This window comes from Archangium lipolyticum, assembly GCF_024623785.1.
Classification (GTDB): domain Bacteria; phylum Myxococcota; class Myxococcia; order Myxococcales; family Myxococcaceae; genus Archangium; species Archangium lipolyticum.
On the sequence record NZ_JANKBZ010000012.1, the window covers coordinates 173,459 to 189,081 of the forward strand.

General features: G+C 66.7%; 14 protein-coding genes. 8 read left to right on the forward strand and 6 right to left on the reverse strand.

The genetic code is table 11. From position 1 onward, the window contains the following. Nucleotides 1-202 precede the first annotated feature (202 nt). The 4 genes from NR810_RS25510 to NR810_RS25525 all read left to right on the forward strand — a co-directional run bounded on the left by NR810_RS25510 (nucleotide 203) and on the right by NR810_RS25525 (nucleotide 4,024). On the forward strand, nucleotides 203-403 hold the full coding sequence (locus NR810_RS25510; RefSeq protein ID WP_257456083.1) for a hypothetical protein: 201 nt from the start codon (nucleotides 203-205) through the stop codon (nucleotides 401-403). A gap of 124 nt (nucleotides 404-527) precedes the next feature. Beyond that, nucleotides 528-1,871, forward strand: coding sequence for a hypothetical protein (locus NR810_RS25515; RefSeq protein WP_257456085.1), 1,344 nt, complete (start codon nucleotides 528-530; stop codon nucleotides 1,869-1,871). Between the two features lie 41 nt (nucleotides 1,872-1,912). Then, nucleotides 1,913-2,683, forward strand: coding sequence for an aminoglycoside adenylyltransferase family protein (locus NR810_RS25520; protein ID WP_257456086.1), 771 nt, complete (start codon nucleotides 1,913-1,915; stop codon nucleotides 2,681-2,683). A 108-nt stretch (nucleotides 2,684-2,791) separates the two neighbouring features. Next, nucleotides 2,792-4,024: a cytochrome P450 gene (locus NR810_RS25525; protein WP_257456087.1), complete on the forward strand. Its 1,233-nt coding sequence runs from the start codon at nucleotides 2,792-2,794 to the stop codon at nucleotides 4,022-4,024. Between the two features lie 34 nt (nucleotides 4,025-4,058). Here NR810_RS25525 and NR810_RS25530 read toward each other — a convergent pair whose 3' ends face one another. Both NR810_RS25530 and NR810_RS25535 read right to left on the reverse strand, forming a co-directional pair. Next, nucleotides 4,059-4,718 carry a DJ-1/PfpI family protein gene (locus NR810_RS25530; protein WP_257456090.1) on the reverse strand — a complete coding sequence of 220 codons (660 nt, stop codon included), beginning with the start codon at nucleotides 4,716-4,718 and terminating at the stop codon, nucleotides 4,059-4,061. Further along, the gene (locus tag NR810_RS25535) at nucleotides 4,715-5,734 is read right to left on the reverse strand and encodes a GlxA family transcriptional regulator (RefSeq protein ID WP_257456095.1); all 1,020 of its coding nucleotides are present in this window, start codon (nucleotides 5,732-5,734) and stop codon (nucleotides 4,715-4,717) included. Before NR810_RS25535 ends, NR810_RS25530 begins: the two co-directional genes overlap by 4 nt. Before the next feature lie 295 nt (nucleotides 5,735-6,029). On the opposite strand from NR810_RS25535, the gene NR810_RS25540 reads away from it, so the two are divergent. Together NR810_RS25540 and NR810_RS25545 are read left to right on the forward strand one after the other, a co-directional pair. Further along, a complete protein-coding gene (locus tag NR810_RS25540; RefSeq protein ID WP_257456096.1) occupies nucleotides 6,030-7,265 on the forward strand; it encodes a cytochrome P450 in 1,236 nt (411 codons plus the stop codon). A gap of 139 nt (nucleotides 7,266-7,404) precedes the next feature. Further along, on the forward strand, nucleotides 7,405-8,790 hold the full coding sequence (locus NR810_RS25545; protein WP_257456098.1) for an aldehyde dehydrogenase family protein: 1,386 nt from the start codon (nucleotides 7,405-7,407) through the stop codon (nucleotides 8,788-8,790). Nucleotide 8,791: 1 nt separating this feature from the next. Here the strand turns inward: NR810_RS25545 and NR810_RS25550 are convergent, their stop codons facing one another. Continuing rightward, nucleotides 8,792-9,208 (reverse strand): hypothetical protein, encoded by a 417-nt coding sequence (locus NR810_RS25550; RefSeq protein WP_257456100.1) that lies wholly within the window; start codon nucleotides 9,206-9,208, stop codon nucleotides 8,792-8,794. Between the two features lie 151 nt (nucleotides 9,209-9,359). Beyond that, nucleotides 9,360-9,995, reverse strand: coding sequence for a TetR/AcrR family transcriptional regulator (locus NR810_RS25555; RefSeq protein WP_257456102.1), 636 nt, complete (start codon nucleotides 9,993-9,995; stop codon nucleotides 9,360-9,362). Between the two features lie 243 nt (nucleotides 9,996-10,238). On the opposite strand from NR810_RS25555, the gene NR810_RS25560 reads away from it, so the two are divergent. Continuing rightward, nucleotides 10,239-11,618: a cytochrome P450 gene (locus NR810_RS25560; protein ID WP_257456104.1), complete on the forward strand. Its 1,380-nt coding sequence runs from the start codon at nucleotides 10,239-10,241 to the stop codon at nucleotides 11,616-11,618. A 20-nt stretch (nucleotides 11,619-11,638) separates the two neighbouring features. Continuing rightward, the gene (locus NR810_RS25565) at nucleotides 11,639-11,842 is read left to right on the forward strand and encodes a cytochrome P450 (RefSeq protein ID WP_257456284.1); all 204 of its coding nucleotides are present in this window, start codon (nucleotides 11,639-11,641) and stop codon (nucleotides 11,840-11,842) included. A gap of 16 nt (nucleotides 11,843-11,858) precedes the next feature. On the opposite strand, the gene NR810_RS25570 is transcribed toward NR810_RS25565, so the two are convergent. Both NR810_RS25570 and NR810_RS25575 read right to left on the reverse strand, forming a co-directional pair. Next, nucleotides 11,859-14,987, reverse strand: coding sequence for a trypsin-like peptidase domain-containing protein (locus tag NR810_RS25570; protein WP_257456105.1), 3,129 nt, complete (start codon nucleotides 14,985-14,987; stop codon nucleotides 11,859-11,861). An 8-nt stretch (nucleotides 14,988-14,995) separates the two neighbouring features. Further along, entirely contained in the window at nucleotides 14,996-15,370 is a 375-nt protein-coding gene (locus NR810_RS25575; protein ID WP_257456107.1) for a hypothetical protein, read from the reverse strand. Nucleotides 15,371-15,623 lie beyond the last annotated feature (253 nt).

Below are 15,623 nucleotides of genomic sequence, written 5' to 3' on the forward strand. Positions count from 1 at the left end.
GCAGCCAAAAGAACACAGCCGTTCCAACTCCAGCAAGCACTCCCCTGGCCGTGTTTCGTGAAGCTGTCCCCAAGGTTCTCAGAGTCTGAGCGGCCGCATCGCCGTCTCGGATTGTGAAGGGATTGGCTGTGCATTTCGGGGCGGACACGGTATAGTCCGCTCTGTCCGGAATGACCGGACCAATTCCCATAGGAGCGACAACATGACGAAGCAGGCCAAGGGATTCTGGGCAATCGCTGCACTCGTGGTGGGGTTGGGCATGGGCTTCAGCGCGGGAGCGCGGCAGGAGCCGGCCACGCAGCAGGGCGCGGTGGAGTGTGTCCGGGACTCCCAGTGTGACGCTCGCTGTGACGGTCCGGGCAGCGGCGCCTGCCAGTCGGGCCGGTGCTACTGCCGCTGGTAGCCGTGGACCCGGCATCGCTCGCGTGCCTCGCGCGTGAGCGATGCCACTCCGCCTCCCTTGCGATGTGTGTTTCGTCCTGGCTCGCCCTTGTGGCCCGGCGTGCCATCTCCGCACAATGCCGGGCATGACGACGCCAGGCGCGACGAGCAGGCTCCCCACCCTCATCATCATCGTGGCGGGCAGTCTGTTGCTGATGCTGCTGCTGGCCTTCGGCGCGCACTGGCGTCTGAGGCAACGGGCCCGCGAGGCCGCGGACGTGGTGGTCGCGGAAACCCGCGAGCGCACCGCCGCCGCGCAACGCGTGGTGCGCCCCTCCCATCTGGACACGCCCGTCCCCGGGACACTCGCCGAGGCACTCGGGCCGCTGGTGCCGGAGCTCATCACGCTCCGTGATGCCGAGCCCACCCCCTCGCAGGAGGTGGACGCGGTCTGCGCGGACGTCCGCAACGGCGTGCGACCCGTCTCGGAGCTACCCCGGGAGTGCCGCGAGGCCCTCGACAGGGGCCGGCCGCTGATGCAGCGTGCGCTGAGGGCCTCCCGTACCGAGGTCGGCGGGTTGCCCGAGGGGCTGCGAATCCTCGATGACCCCCGGCACCCTTCCCAGCGCACGCTCTTGTTGCCGTTCCTGCACATCCTCAAGCTCGCCGCGCTCGAGACGCGCTCCCAGACGGCGCGAGGAGAGGCCGATGCGGCCCTGGAGACCTGTCTCGACGGGCTCGCACTCGCACGGGACCTGTCCTACGGCAATGCACTCATCGGGGCGATGGTCTCCGCCACCGGTCACAAAACCCTGTTCTTCCCTTGCGCCGAGGCGCTCGATCAGGCCTCCCCCACCCGTCGGCAGCAGGCCCGGTTGGCACTGCGTCGCATTCGCGCGGGCATGGCCCCACTCTCCACCGCCCTCCGGGATGAGCGCGTCTACATGCCCCTCTACCAGGCTGGCGCGATGTTCGATCAGGAGCAGCTCGACGCGCTTCCGGCCGGAGCCAGGGCCCTGGCCTTCCACGCGTCCGCCCAGAATCCGGACGCCACGGGCATCCTCGCACGGGAGTTGCTGCTGCAGTCCTGGCCCCTCGTGCATGAGTACATTGGACAGGCCCTGCCCCTGATGGACCTTCCCAGGGACCAGCGGGCTCCCCGGCTCGCCGCACTGGCCAGCACCATCACGTCCTCCTGGAACCCGTTCCTCTATGAGAACAACGACGGCTACGAGAAGTTCGCCACGCGCGTGGACAACCAGCGGGCGCAACTCGACCTCCTGCTCGCACTGGCCCTGGTGAAGCAGCAGCGCCAGGAGAGCGGCACGTGGCCCTCCGAGCCTCCGACGCTCTACCCCGGGCAGGAGGTGCTACTGCCCACCGCGCTGAAGCTCCAACCCGGTGAGGGAGGCAAACTGGTGCTCTACCCGGAGGACATGGAGCCCGAAACACTCTCGGTGACGGCGACACCGGATGCTGCTGAAGGATGAAGAACTGCTCGCGGGCAGCCTCACGCCCTGGAGAATCCGCCATGGATCCTCGAGTCGAAAACATGATCACCCGGCTGCTCGGGGACGACATCCTCGGCATGTATCTCTTCGGCTCGGCCGTGAACGGCGGACTGCGGCCGAAAAGCGATATCGACATCCTGCTCGCGGTCAAACAGCCCATCGCCGACGACCGGCGTGTACGGCTGGTCGAACAGCTGTTGGTGCTCTCGGGCGATCCAAAGCGAGGCGACCGGGCCCGGCCGCTCGAAGTGACCGCGGTCGTCATCACTGACGTCAAACCGTGGCGGTATCCGGCGCGGCGCGATCTCCAGTTCGGCGAGTGGTTGCGCGATGAGCTCGTGGCGAAGCGGATTCCGCCGCCGACCTTCGATCCGGATCTCGCGATCCTGCTCGCCATGCTGAGACAGCACAGCGTCGCGCTGTTCGGACCGCCCGCGACTGAGCTCTTCGACCCGATTCCCCTGGCCGATTTGAACCGCGCCCTCGCCGAAACGACCGCGCAGTGGACGAGCGAAGACACCTGGAAAGGAGACGAGCGCAACGTCCTGCTCGCACTCGCGCGCATCTGGGTGACACGCACGACGGGAGCGATCTTCCCCAAAGACGTCGCCGCGACATGGGCGCTGGAACGGCTGCCGCCGGCGCATAGGCCGGCGCTCGAACTGGCGCGCGCCGCCTATCTCGGCGAATGCGAGGACGATTGGACGAATCGCACCCAGGAGGTGGAGGCCTGCATGCGGCACATGAAGGGCGCCATCGAAGCGACGACCCGAAGCGGCCGTTCGCCCTGAAGGGGAGCGAAGAGGTAGAAGGAGTGCAAGGGCGCTTCGCCCAGCAGCAGGTCCGCCGCTTCATCCAGAGGCGCCGGTGAATACTTGCACGAGGGAGCCATGATGGGCATGCCGATGGAAGTTGCCGACCCCTATGGGCTGCTGAGCCCCGAGCGGAGGCAGAACCCCTATCCCTTCTACGCCCGGCTGCTGCGGGAGGCGCCCGTGCACTTCAGCGAGCCGTGGGGGGCCTGGGTGGTGACGCGCTACGCGGATGTGAATGCGGGCTTCCGCGACATGCGCCTGTCCTCGGTCCGCACGGGCATGTTCTCCAAGGGAATGCCCGAGGAGGTCGTCCGGAAGCTGGAGCCGATGGGCCGCAACATGGCCTCCTGGCTGCTCTTCCATGATGCGCCCTCGCACACGCGCCTGCGCTCGCTCATCAACAAGGCCTTCACGCCGCGCATGGTGGAGGCGCTGCGTCCTCGTATCCAGGCGCTGGTGGAGGAGCTGCTGGACGCGGCGAGCGGCAAGGAGCGGATGGAGGTCATCTCCGAGCTGGCCAACCCGCTGCCCGTCATCGTCATTGGCGAGATGTTGGGGCTGCCGCGGGAGGACCGGTACCGGCTCAAGCAGTGGTCGGACAAGCTGGCGAGCCTCATCGGCACGGGCCGTCCGACGCAGGCGGAGGTGGAGGGAGCGTTGGCGGCCATCCTCGAATTCGAGGACTACTTCCGGCCGCTCCTCGCCCGGCGGCGCACCCAGCCGGGAAATGACCTGCTGAGCGCGCTGGTGCAGGCGGAGGAGCAGGGCAACCTGCTGAGCGAACAGGAAGTGCTGTCCACCTGCACCCTGGTGCTCTTCGCTGGGCATGAGACGACCACGAACCTGATTGGCAACGGACTGCTGGCGCTGCTGCGCCACCCGGACCAGTGGGAGCTGCTGCGGGGCGCGCCGGAGCTGCTGCCGGACGCGGTGGAGGAGCTGCTGCGCTACGACTCGCCGGTGCAGTTCACGAACCGCGTGGCGGCGGTGGACCTGGAGTTCGGAGGCCACACCTTCCGGAAGGGGGACCGGGTGATGCTGATGATCGCGGCGGCGAACCGGGATCCGGCGCAGTTCCCGGAGCCGGACCGGCTGGACGTGCGGCGCAAGGAGCTGCGTCACCAGGGCTTCGGCATGGGCCCGCACTACTGCGTGGGCGCGGCGCTGGCACGAGTGGAGGCACAGGAGAGCTTCGCCGCGCTGCTGCGCCGCTTCCCACGAATGCAGGTGGCGCCAGGGGCCTTGCCGGAGTGGGTGGACAACGTGGGCTTCCGCGGCCTCCAGTCGCTGCCGGTGGTCCTCGGCCCCGCGGCGTGACCCCCAAGCTGAGCGCGGTGGCCAAGGCGCCGCTTCAGCCAAGTGCCGGCTGTGGCGCCCAGTCGTATTGCATCTGCCGCGCCGTCGTGCGCGCCAGGTCCACGCCGAGGATGCGCCCGACGATGTGCAGGCTCATCACGATGCCGGCCGAAATCCCGGCCGAGGTCAGCAGCGCGCCTTCGTCGACGAAGGGCACCGAGTCGACCACCCGCAGGCCGGGGTGCCTGGCGCGCAAATCCTCGATGTCCTCCCAGTGGGTCGTCACCGTGCGCTCCACCAGCAGCCCCAGCTGCGCGAGGATGAAGGCGCCGGTGCAGACCGAGGCGGTGAGCACGGCCTGGCCGGCGGCGCGTGCGACCCAGTTCAAGGTGGCCGGGTCGTTCAGCGGCTGCGTCACGATGCCGCCCGGCACGATCAAGACGTCGAAACGCGGGGCATCGGCAAAGCCGTGGCACGGCACCACCTGCAGTCCATGGCGTGCGGTGACCGGCGCGCGCGTGGCCGCCACGGTGGCGACCTCGAACGCCAGTGGCGCCTCGGGCCGGCGCCGGCGCGCCATGCGCGCGGCGACCGAAAACACCTCGAAGGGCCCGGCGAAGTCGAGCACCTCGACCTCGGGGAACAGCAAGATGCCTACCTGCAGGCTGCGGCCGGCCTTGACGAGGCCGGCCAGAGTGGCGTCGGTGGAAGTCATGAAGAAGCTCCGGAAGAATGGGGGTGCAGGGCCGGCCCCGCGCTGGTGGAAAACCGGTCGCGCCAGTCGCCCGGCGACACGCCGAGCCGGCGCAGGAACACGCGGCGCATCACGTCGCCGCTCTTGAACCCGCAGCGCGCGGCCACCGTCTCGATCGAGGCGCCGCGGTGTTCCAGCTCGCGCTGCGCGCGCTGCAGGCGGGCTTGCTCGATGAACTCGCCGGGGGTCATGCCGGTCTCGCGCGTAAACACCCGGGCGAAATGCCGCGGGCTCATGTGCACGCGCCCGGCCAACAGCTCGACCGGCAGGTCCTCGTCGAGATGCGCCAGCACCCAGGCCTGCAGCGCCTGCATCCCGGCGTCTCGCGTGGCCTGCAGCTGCAGCTCGGCACTGAACTGCGACTGCCCGCCGGGCCGCTTGAGGAACATCACGAGCTCCTGCGCGGTGCGCAAGGCGAGCGCGCGGCCGTGGTCCTGCTCGATCATCGCGAGCGCGAGGTCGATGCCGGCGGTAACGCCGGCCGAGGTCCAGACGCCGCGGTCCTCGACGAACAGTGCATCGGCTTCCACCTGCACCGCCGGGCGGCGCTCGGCCAGTCGGGCGGTCCAGTTCCAGTGCGTCGCCGCACGTCGGCCGTCGAGCAGGCCGGCCTCGGCCAGCAGCAGCGCGCCGCTGCAGATCGACCCGATGCGGCGCACCCGGGAGGCCATGGCGCGCAGCCATCCCGTCAGCGCCGGTCGCTGGGCAGCCGCTGTGGCACCCGCGCCGCCGGCCACCAGCAAGGTGTCGACGCGGCCGCAGTCCTGCAAGCCGCGGGCAGCCTCCAGCGCCAGCCCGGAGGAAGCGCGCACGAGGCCCGGCTGCTCGGCGACAACCTGCACGCGGTAGCCGACGCCGCCGAGCGCCTCGGCATTGGCAAAGGCCTCCAGCGGACCGACGGCGTCGAGCAGCTCCATGCCGGGGTAGGCGAGCATTGCAACGGTGCGGGGTCGGCGGGCGGCAGGGTGCGAACTCATGCCGTTATCGTCGCGACCGTCGCCTCTGTCCACAAGGACAACCTTCCGACGATTTCTGCCATGCCGCCGCTACCGGCGGTGCCCGGTCAGGGCTGGCCGTGCAGCGCGGCGGCGGGTGGGCTTGCCCCGATTACGTGGACAGTAGGGCGGCCCCCACTTGCGGGAGCCCTTCCTGTTGCCCTCTGTGAGCACCCTTACTCCTATCGGGTGAAGCGAGTCACAGCCCCACGACGGGCTCGATGACAGAGTGGAGCATGTCAGGCAGCAAAGCCAGACATCCACGCGGAGGGAAGCCATGTCGAGTACGGCGCAAAAGCTCCAGCTCAATCCTGCCAGCCCCGAGAATCTCCTCGATCCCAACCCGCTCTACCAGGTCCTGCGCCACAACGCCCCCGTGTACTGGTCGGACGCGGCGAATGCCTGGTTCATCACCCGCCATGACGACGTGGTGGCCTGCTTCCACGACCCGCGCCTGAGTGCCGCCCGGGAGATGTTCTACGAGGCGCAGCTCCAGGGAATGGACCTGGAGGCCATCCGCAACTTCCTGGAAATCGCCGGCCGGCAGATGGCCATGAAGGATGGTGCCGAGCACCTCCGGCTGCGCCGGCAAGTGAGTCCCTCCTTCTCGCACCAGGCAATCGAGGTCTGGCGGCCCGTCATCCGCCGCATCATGGATGCGCTGGTGGACCGGGTGCGAGACTGGGGGCGCATGGACCTGGTGCGGGAGCTCTCCTACCCGCTCCCGCAACTCGTCATCGCCGAGCTGCTCGGCATCCCCGCGGAAGACCGCGAGCTCTTCCAGCGCTGGTCGCAACCCATCGCCGAGTTCTCCGCTCCGGCGGCCCATTCGGACAGGAGGGAGGTGGCTCGCCGGGCCAATACGGCCATGGTGGAGCTCAGCCGCTACCTGACCCGCGTCATCGAGGAGCGCCGGCAGGCCCCGGGCAAGGACGTGCTCAGCCGGATGATCCAGGCCCAGGCGGCGGGAGGGATGAGCAACGAAGAGCTGGTGGCCAATGCCATCCTCCTTCTCTTCGCCGGGCACACCACCACCACCGACCTGATCAGCAACGCCGTCTACGAGCTGCTCACGCACCCCGACCAGCTCCAGAAGCTGCGGGAGGACCGCACCCTGCTGCCCTCGGCGGTGGAGGAGACGATTCGCTTCCGGCCGGCGGTGCCCAACATCTTCCGCATCGCCAAGGAGACCTTCCAACTGCGCGGAAGCACCCTCCGAAAGGGCGACCTGGTGTTCCTCGTGCTCGCGGCCGCCAACCGGGATCCGGAGGTCTTCCCCGACGCGGAGCGCTTCGACATCACCCGCGACCACTTCCACCAGAAGCATGTGAGCTTCGGCCTCGGAGCCCACTCCTGCGTGGGCGCCGGAGTGGCCCGCCGCGAGCTGGAGATCGCCCTCGAGGTGCTCCTCGAGCGCATGCCCCACCTGCGGCTGGAGGAGGGGCGGCTGCCGGAGCTCAAGTGCCACCACCTCACCTTCCGCGGCTTCGAGTCATTGCCCGTGCGTTGGTAGCCCGGCGGGGAGGGGCCGGATGAGAGACGTCCAGGAGCGAACGCCTGGTCCGTTCTGGAGAAGGCAGCCTTTCTTTCAGCGAACGGGAGCCACTGCTTGCCCCAGGCCAGGAGTGGCCGAGAACACTAGCTTGCCGGCCATGACCCTGCTGACTGTTGACAATCCCTACACCGGTGATGTCGCCTGCTCCGTCAAGCTCGCGGACGAGGCGGCCATCAACACCGTCCTCGATCAGGCCCGGGCCGCCGCCAGGGCCGCGCGTGCCACCCCGCTCTCCGAGCGCAAGGCCTGGTGCGAGCGCATGGTCGCCGCCATGGAGGCCCGCGCGGACGCCATCGCCACCGACATCTCCCGGATGATGGGCAAGCCCCTGAGCCAGGCCAGGGGGGAAATCCGGGGCATGGCCGAGCGCGCCCGCTACATGATCTCCATCGCCGACGCCTCGCTGGCGGACATCGTGCTGCCGCCCAAGCCGGGCTTCGAGCGCCGGATCGTCAAGGAGCCGCTGGGGGTGGTGTTGGATCTCCCGGCGTGGAACTACCCGCTGCTCACCGCGGTGAACGTGGTGGTACCGGCCGTGCTGGCGGGCAACGCGGTGGTGGTGAAGCACTCGCCCCGCTCGCCGCTGTGCGGAGAGCACTTCGCCCGCGCCTTCTCCGAGGCCGGAGCGCCCCCCCACCTCGTCCAGGCGCTGCACTGCGACCACCCCACGAGCGAGCGCCTGGTGGGAGACCGACGGGTGGACCACGTGGTGTTCACCGGCTCGGTGTATGGCGGCCAGCGGCTCGTGCAGGCGGCGGCCGGGCGCTTCCTCCACATGGGCCTGGAGCTGGGTGGCAATGACCCGGCCTACGTGGCGGCGGACTGCGACTTCGACAAGACGGTGGAGAACGTGGTGGACGGCGCCATGTACAACGCGGGCCAGAGCTGCTGCGCGGTGGAGCGCGTCTACGTGCACCGCTCGCTCTACAAGCGCTTCACCGAGGCCTGCGAGGCACTGGTGCGCGGGTACGTGCTCGGCGATCCGATGGATGACAAGACGAGCCTGGGGCCCATTGCCCAGCCCCACCACCCCGCCGAGCTGGAGCAGCTGGTGGACGACGCCCGGGGCAAGGGAGCCCGCGTGGTGGTGGGCGGCAAGCGGACCCAGGTGGACGGCCGGGGCCGCTTCTTCGAAGCCACGCTCGTGGCCGACCTGAACCCCTCCATGCGGCTGATGCAGCAGGAGTCCTTCGGGCCCATCCTGCCCCTGTCTCCGGTGGACTCGGACGAGGAGGCCCTGGAGTTGATGAACCGCTCCGAGCTGGGCCTGACGGCGAGCGTGTGGACGAAGGACCGCGAGCTCGCGGCCCGCTTCGCCACCCAGCTCGAGTGCGGCACCGTGTACATGAATCGCTGCGACTCGGTGGATCCGGCGCTGCCGTGGATTGGTGTGAAGAGCTCGGGTCGTGGACACAGCCTGAGCGCGCTGGGCTTCGACCAGCTCACCCGGCCGAAATCCATCCACTTCCGGCTGTCGTTCTGACTCAGCCGCAGGAGAGGTACGGAGGCGTGTACCTCTCCCAGCGCTCATCCCCCAGGCCGACGAGTCCCGCGTCGGCCTCCTCGCGGGCGAAAGTGGACGTCTCGGGCAATCCCGCCTCCCGGGGGCCCTCGAGCGTGAGCACGACCTGACCGTCCCGCAGCGAGTACGAGCCGTCATTCATGATGTCGGTGACGATGAGCAGGGCACGGCCGTTCGCGCACAGGTCGAGCGTCTGGTAGCAATTGACACCCGCCGCGCTCGCGCGCTCGCAGTTGGTATCACCGGCGAAGAACGTCCGGCGGTAGTAATGGCTCTCTTCGAAGTGCGTTTCGCCCTTCTCCTTCTCGGGGAGCTGCTCCCCTCCCCCACAGCCAACGAGTAGTGCCCCTGCCAGGAACAACGTCTGTGTTGTTTTCATGTGCCCTACGCAATTGCAACGCAGGTGCCAGCCCGCGCGAGAGGGACCTCCCCAGGGCGCGTCCCTCTCTCCCCGGCCACTGGAGACGCTGGGAGCGTCGGATATTTGAGGGAGCCGGTGGAAATCAACGTCGCGAGGCATCGGGGCAGACTCACCGGGGCGGTGAGCGTCTCACAGTCCTGTGCCCACCCGCGGGCTCCTCGAACAGGGCCGGGCCGAGCAACGCGAGGCACTCGGAGAGAACCTCGCCCGGGTCGCGCTTCCTCCCCGCGAAGAACGGCTGCTCCAGCGCGAGGCGTCCCGCCGTGGCCAGGACGGCGCCGGCCAGACGCGCCCGCTGCGAGTCCGGGGAGATACCCAGCCACTCGGCGGCGACGTGCGCGAGAGCGACCTCCGCGTCGGTGAGGATCTGCAGCCACACCGCGCGGAGACTCTCCGTCTCATTCAGCACGGAGAGGAGGTTCTCCCAGTTCATGGAGCTCTCCTCCGCGAGGGACCGGCTGAGCGCATCCGCCAGCGCCTCGCGCAGGGTCTTGCCGCGGGGTGCGGCGCGCAGGTCGGAGACGATGCGCGCGAGCGACGCGTCGACGGCGGGGCGGATGGCATCCTCCTTCCGGGGGAAGTACCGGTAGAAGGTCCGCTCGGAGAGGCCCGCGTGGGCCGCGAGCTCCTTGACGGAGAAGTCGCTCGTGCGCTCCCGCAGGAACAGGCCAATGACGGCGCGCGAGGCCTCGAGCATCGCCTGGTCGCGCCCCTCGCGCGGGGCAATGGTGAGGGGCGAAGACACCCGGTCCGCACCTGCGGCCGGCCGTTCCTGGGGTTGGGGGCGCACTCGCTGGGGCATTGGCGCGGAGCCTAACAAGTCGTGGCAGGAACTGTCACAACGGGGGGAGCCGTCATGTCGCGGTCGCGCACCCATCCCCACCCTGACGCACGTGGCGGTTTCTGCCAGTTCTGTGGCATGAACTGCCACGAAACCCAGGTGCCTTCGCATGAGGCACCGGAGCACCTGCCCGAGAACTCCACGACCATGAATCCGGCACCCTCCATCGGCACGACCCGTACCCTCCACGAGTACGCTCCCACCACCCTCGAGCTGCTCAAGACGGTCCGGCGAGAGGGGTTCCTTGGCTGGATGACGAACACCTGGCGCCAGCACGGGGATCTGATCCGCATCCGGATGGGTGCGCGGTCGTTCCTGCTGGTGACCCACCCGGACCACGTGCGCCACATCAACGTCACGCGCCGCGAGAGCTACGACAAGGCCGAGAGCTACGACGTCCTCCGCGAACTGCTGCTCGGCAATGGCATCGTCACCGCCACAGGCGAGGACTGGCGCCGGCAGCGCAAGCTCATGGCGCCGTTCTTCACCCCTCGCGGCGTGGAGAAGTTCTACCCCATCTTCCTCTCCGACACGCAGCAGCTCATCGAGCGCTGGCGGTCCCTCCACCAGGGCTCCGGCCGCCCTGTCGAGATGCTCGACGAGATGATGCGGGTCACCGCCTCCGTCATCCTCCACTCTGTCTTCAGCACCGATTCGGGCGACACCCTGCTGCGGATCAAGAACTCGATCGAGACGCTGGTCTCCCACATTTCGGGCATGCAGATGCGCCCCGTCCAGGTACCAATGTGGGTGCCCACTCCCGGGAACCTGCGGTTCCGCCGGGCCCAGAAGCTCGTGACGGCCTACATCCACGAGCTCATCGCGCGGCGCCGGGCCATCCCCACCGAGCAGTGGCCGGATGACCTGCTGACGAAGCTGATGACGACCCGGGACGAGGAGACGGGAACGTTCATGGCGGAGCAGCTCCTCGTCGACAACGGCCTGACCATGTTCGCCGCCGGGCATGAGACCACGGCGCGGACGCTCTCGTTCTTGTGGTACGCGCTGTCCCAGAACCCGGAGGTGGAGCGGCGGCTGCATGCCGAGCTGGACTCGGTGCTGGGCGACGCGCCTCCGACGCTCAACGACTTGAAGAAGCTCCCGTACACCCTCCAGGTCGTGAAGGAGGTCCTCCGGCTCTATCCGGCCGCGCCGATGTACGCCCGTGACGCCGTTGCCGATGACGAGCTCGATGGGGTCCGCATCCCGGCCGGCACGAGAACGATTGTCTTCGCCTACGCCACCCACCGGCACCCGACGTTCTGGGATGAGCCGGAGCGCTTCGATCCCGACCGCTGGTTGCCCGAGCGCGAGGCCGAGCGCCATGCTCACGCCTATCACCCGTTCGCCACCGGACCGCGCATCTGCCTGGGCAACAGTTTTTCACTGCTCGAGACACACGTGATGGCGGCCATGCTCGCACGCCGCTTCAAGCTGCGCCTGAAGCCCGGCCACGTGCCGCAGTTCGACATGTTCGGCACCCTCGGAGCGCGCAACGGCTTGCCGATGCTGATCGAGGCGCGGTAACCAACCCCGAGCAGTTCATCCTGGGCCGGCCGGAGCAGCACATGACGTTCAACACGGGTCCGCACCGGTGCGTCGGCCTGAATCTGGCCCGCCTGGAGATGAAGGTGTTCTACCAGGAGTGGTTGAAGCGCGTCCCGCCATTCCGGTTGGATCCCCAGGCCCCGCCGCGGTTCTCGGGTGGCTTCGCTCTGGCCATCACGAGCCTGCCGCTGGTCTGGGCATAGAGAGAGAACAGCTTTCTCATTCCCCGCCGGAGAGCATCCGCTCCAAGCCGACGACCTCCGCATCTCGACGATGATAGTCCATCATCGCCACCAGACTTCGGCCCTTGCGGAGGTGGTCGGACGCCTTTTCCCTCTGTTCCTCGGCTCCTTCCGGGGAGCCTCCACGACCCGCCAACCGGCTCATCGCGAAGCGCAGCCGGCAGGCTTCGAGGTGATAGTCAGCCAGATAGAGCCTCATTCCCGTCTTCTCCGCGACATCCAGCGCATCGTCCAGATCGGATTGGGCCTCGGCGAGCGCTCCGTGCGCGCGGCGCAACGCGGCGCGCGTCAGCAGCGCGAGAGGCAGATAATCTTGCCGTTCTGTTCCGCGCAGCCCCTCCACTGCCTCATCGAGGTGTACAGGAAAAGACGCCACCGCCAACGCACCCAACAAGGCCGCTTGAACGGCGGGGGATGATGTCGCTCCACCGCTGTCTCCGGTCATCATCATCACGGAAATCGATTTGTCGGCGATGCCGAGACTTCGTGGCTTCACTCGATTGAAGCCTCCAAAGCCTTTCCTCAAATATTCCAGGGTGAAGACGCGCCCGAGCGTCAGCTTGTGGAGCACGATATCCAGCTTGCTCCCATTTCCCTCCGCGAGGAGCAAAGCCCGATTGGCCCTGCTCCTTGCGTCCTCGTACTTTCCTTGATCCAACAGCAGGTCGCAGAAATCGAAGCCATCGACAGAACACAGAAATGGAATTTCCGGCTGCCGTTGCTTCTGCAGATCTTCCGCGTTCTTGAACCATTCCTCAGCCTGGGTTGCGTCACCCAGTTGATGCAGCACATGAGCCAGGGTCGAGCATGCGGACTGGCGGTGGAACTCATCGCCATCCCGATCGGCATGAGCAATGCTTTTCCTGGCATAGGCGACGGCTTTCTTCAGCTCTCCAAGCTTCAAATGAACACTGCTCAGGTTGTTCGCCTCACCCGATGCCCCTTTCCAGTTCTTCCCCTGGAGCTTCATGTCCAGTCCGGCCCGCATGGGTTCGGTGGCCTCACGCAGGCGCCCCATCGCCGCCAGGCCGTAACCGGCCAGATTGAGAATCCAGGCCTTGTAGGCATCTGACAGCCCGGAAGCGGGTCTGGTCCAGGGTCTTTCGAAGAAGTTTGAAATGACGACCAGGTGTGTACCGAGCGCGCCAAGCTGTTTGACGATGAAGGCCCCGTTCCTGTTGATTCGTTCTCCGTAGATCTCCTGAAGCGCCTCCTGGTGTCTGCCTGCCTGACAACCATGACGGATTGCTTGGAAAAGGGGCTCCATTTCTTCCAGTGTGGCGGGTTGGTGCGTGGCGGGCAACCCCTTGAAGTACTCGTATAGACAATCATGTGCCGCTCGCCACGCCCGCGGATTGTCCGCCCGAAGCTTGACGCCGAAATGCTCGCGGACCAATGGATGGCAGTCCAGGGTGTCCGGTTGCCCTGGATGCTCCTCAGCGATCAATCGTGCATCCCTCAGTCTGGCCAGGGCGAATTTCCAATCCTCGGTCGATATGCTTCTCAACCCGGAGGTCAACCCGTCAATCGGTTCCGCGGCAATGAGTGCCTCGAGCGCATCCAGGCTCGCCGGCCGGTCGAAGAGCCCCATCAGATAGAGAATGTTCCGTTCGGGGGTGTCGCCAATCCACCGCTCGTAGGCCTCCATCACCCTCCGCGCATGCCCACCGTGCTTGGGATCCTTGTAGATGCCGCCAGTCTGTGCGGAGACCTTGTCGCGCTGCCGTATGTCCCCATTGTAGGCGATGGCGATGTGCCGGCCCAGCAATGTCAGTCCAAGCGCATGTCCCTCGTAATCGGCTACTGCTCTTTCGAGCTCCTCTTGGAACCTTTCGGCCTCCAACTCGAAAGGCACCTCTCTTACATCGAGAGAGCGTAGCAGTTCGGCTCCTGCCTGCTTGGAGAGTCCCTCCAGGTTGATGGTTCTCGCGCCTCGGATGTCTTCCACCGGCAACCGCGTGGTGATCACACACAGGCTCTTGTGCTGCGTACGATCCAGTTCCTTCAGTAGCGCCTTGAGTCCGGCGTCCCTCAGTTGCCCTTGCAGGTCGCCGGGTGGGTACTGGAGTGGCTCGAGCCCATCCAGGATCAAGAGGGTGCGCTGTTCTCGAATCAGCTCGGCGAGCCGCACCCCCTTGGCCCAGGATGTATCATCGGCTGCCTCGGTATCACCAAACCATTCGAGGGCATGTGTCAGGAAGGCATCGGCGGAGGCCTGTCTTCCTTCCACCGCGCCCTGGCTGTAGAATGACCAGGCATAGACTCTCTCCGCACCGTCGAAGCCGCCGGCCTTGAGCCGTTCCAACCAGTGGTTGACGAGCGAGGTCTTGCCCACGCCTCCCCACGCCACCAGGCATAGGACAGAAGTGCTGATGTCATTCCAAGCCTCATTCAATTGCTTGAGTTCGTCTTCCCGCCCGAAAAGCGCGTGTCCAGTGGATGGAAGCTTGGATAGAGTCGCTTTGGCGGTGGCCCGTTCAATGCCCGTTGGAGGTGCGATCCTGTTCAGATCGGGCCAGGTCTCGTACGCCACTTCGATGGGGTGGATATAGGTGGTGGAGGGGCCCTTCTCTTCTTCACCGTGTTGAATGCCAACGACCACCTTCCGCCGTGGATCGAAAACCGGTGCTCCACTCATGCCCCCGACCGTGCTGCCGCCCGGCAGGGATGTTTCGAGGTTGTAGACCATCCCGAACGAATGAAGGTTCTGCCCGGGCCGGAGTGTACCGGTGATTCTGTAGCCGTCCGTGAACCCCATTCTGTATCCGAACAGACGCACCTCCGTGTCGGGCTTCGCGGAGCCCAGGGGTACGCACTCGACAGGCTCTTCGAGCGGACTGCTGACCCTCAGGACGGCCGTGTCCTTCTCGAGGTTTGAAATATCCTGCACGAGGCGTGCGTGAAGCACCGTCTCCCTGTATTTGAGGTGGACGTCAGAGGGGTCGAGACCATTGTCGGTGAGAACGTGATGGCAGGTGATGCAGTATCCCGCTGGCGAGACCCAGAAACCGGTGCCGACAATGGTCCAGGACTCAGGACGGAATCTCGACTTCCTCGGGAGCAGGATGCTCACGACGCAACGTTCGACGAAGTCATCGAAATTCATGGGGGCCCTCAATACCAGGCTTCAGCGAACCCGCCCCTCTTCCCCTTGTTGCCGATGCTCGTTCCTCGCACGGGAGGTTTCACGCTCCCGGTGCTGGCCGCGGACTGCGCGACGAGGGTGTTGGCTCCTACGGCCGTGAGATAGATCAGGAACCCATTGACCAATGCCACACCCCAGGTCAAAACCGTGGGATCCTCCACCCGGGAGGTGCCCAGGAACGACAGGGCAAGGGCCAGGAACAATCCGAACCATTTCTTGAGCGCCCTGCTATCCCTGGGTTCAATCAAGTAGCCGATCACGCTGGTGATCATCCAGACGGCTGTCGCCGAGCCGGTCAGGGAGAAAAGGCTATCGAGTGTATATAGTTCGTTTGGCACATCCATGGGTTGCCTCTCGGGCATGGGGCCCAGTGACCATCCGGACGGCCATTCCCGCTCCTGTGGACTGGAGTCCGGGTCAGACACCCCGCCCCGTCTCACTTTCGACAACAGGCATCTTCCAGTAATACTTTCAAAGAGGCTCTTGTCCCGGGTGCTCAGGTAGCGCCCGGCACGGCAGTCCTTTCATGATGAGAGCGCACTGCTCTCGAAGGGCCTGATACCAGGCGTTGCCGGGCAACACGTCTGGAACGGACAT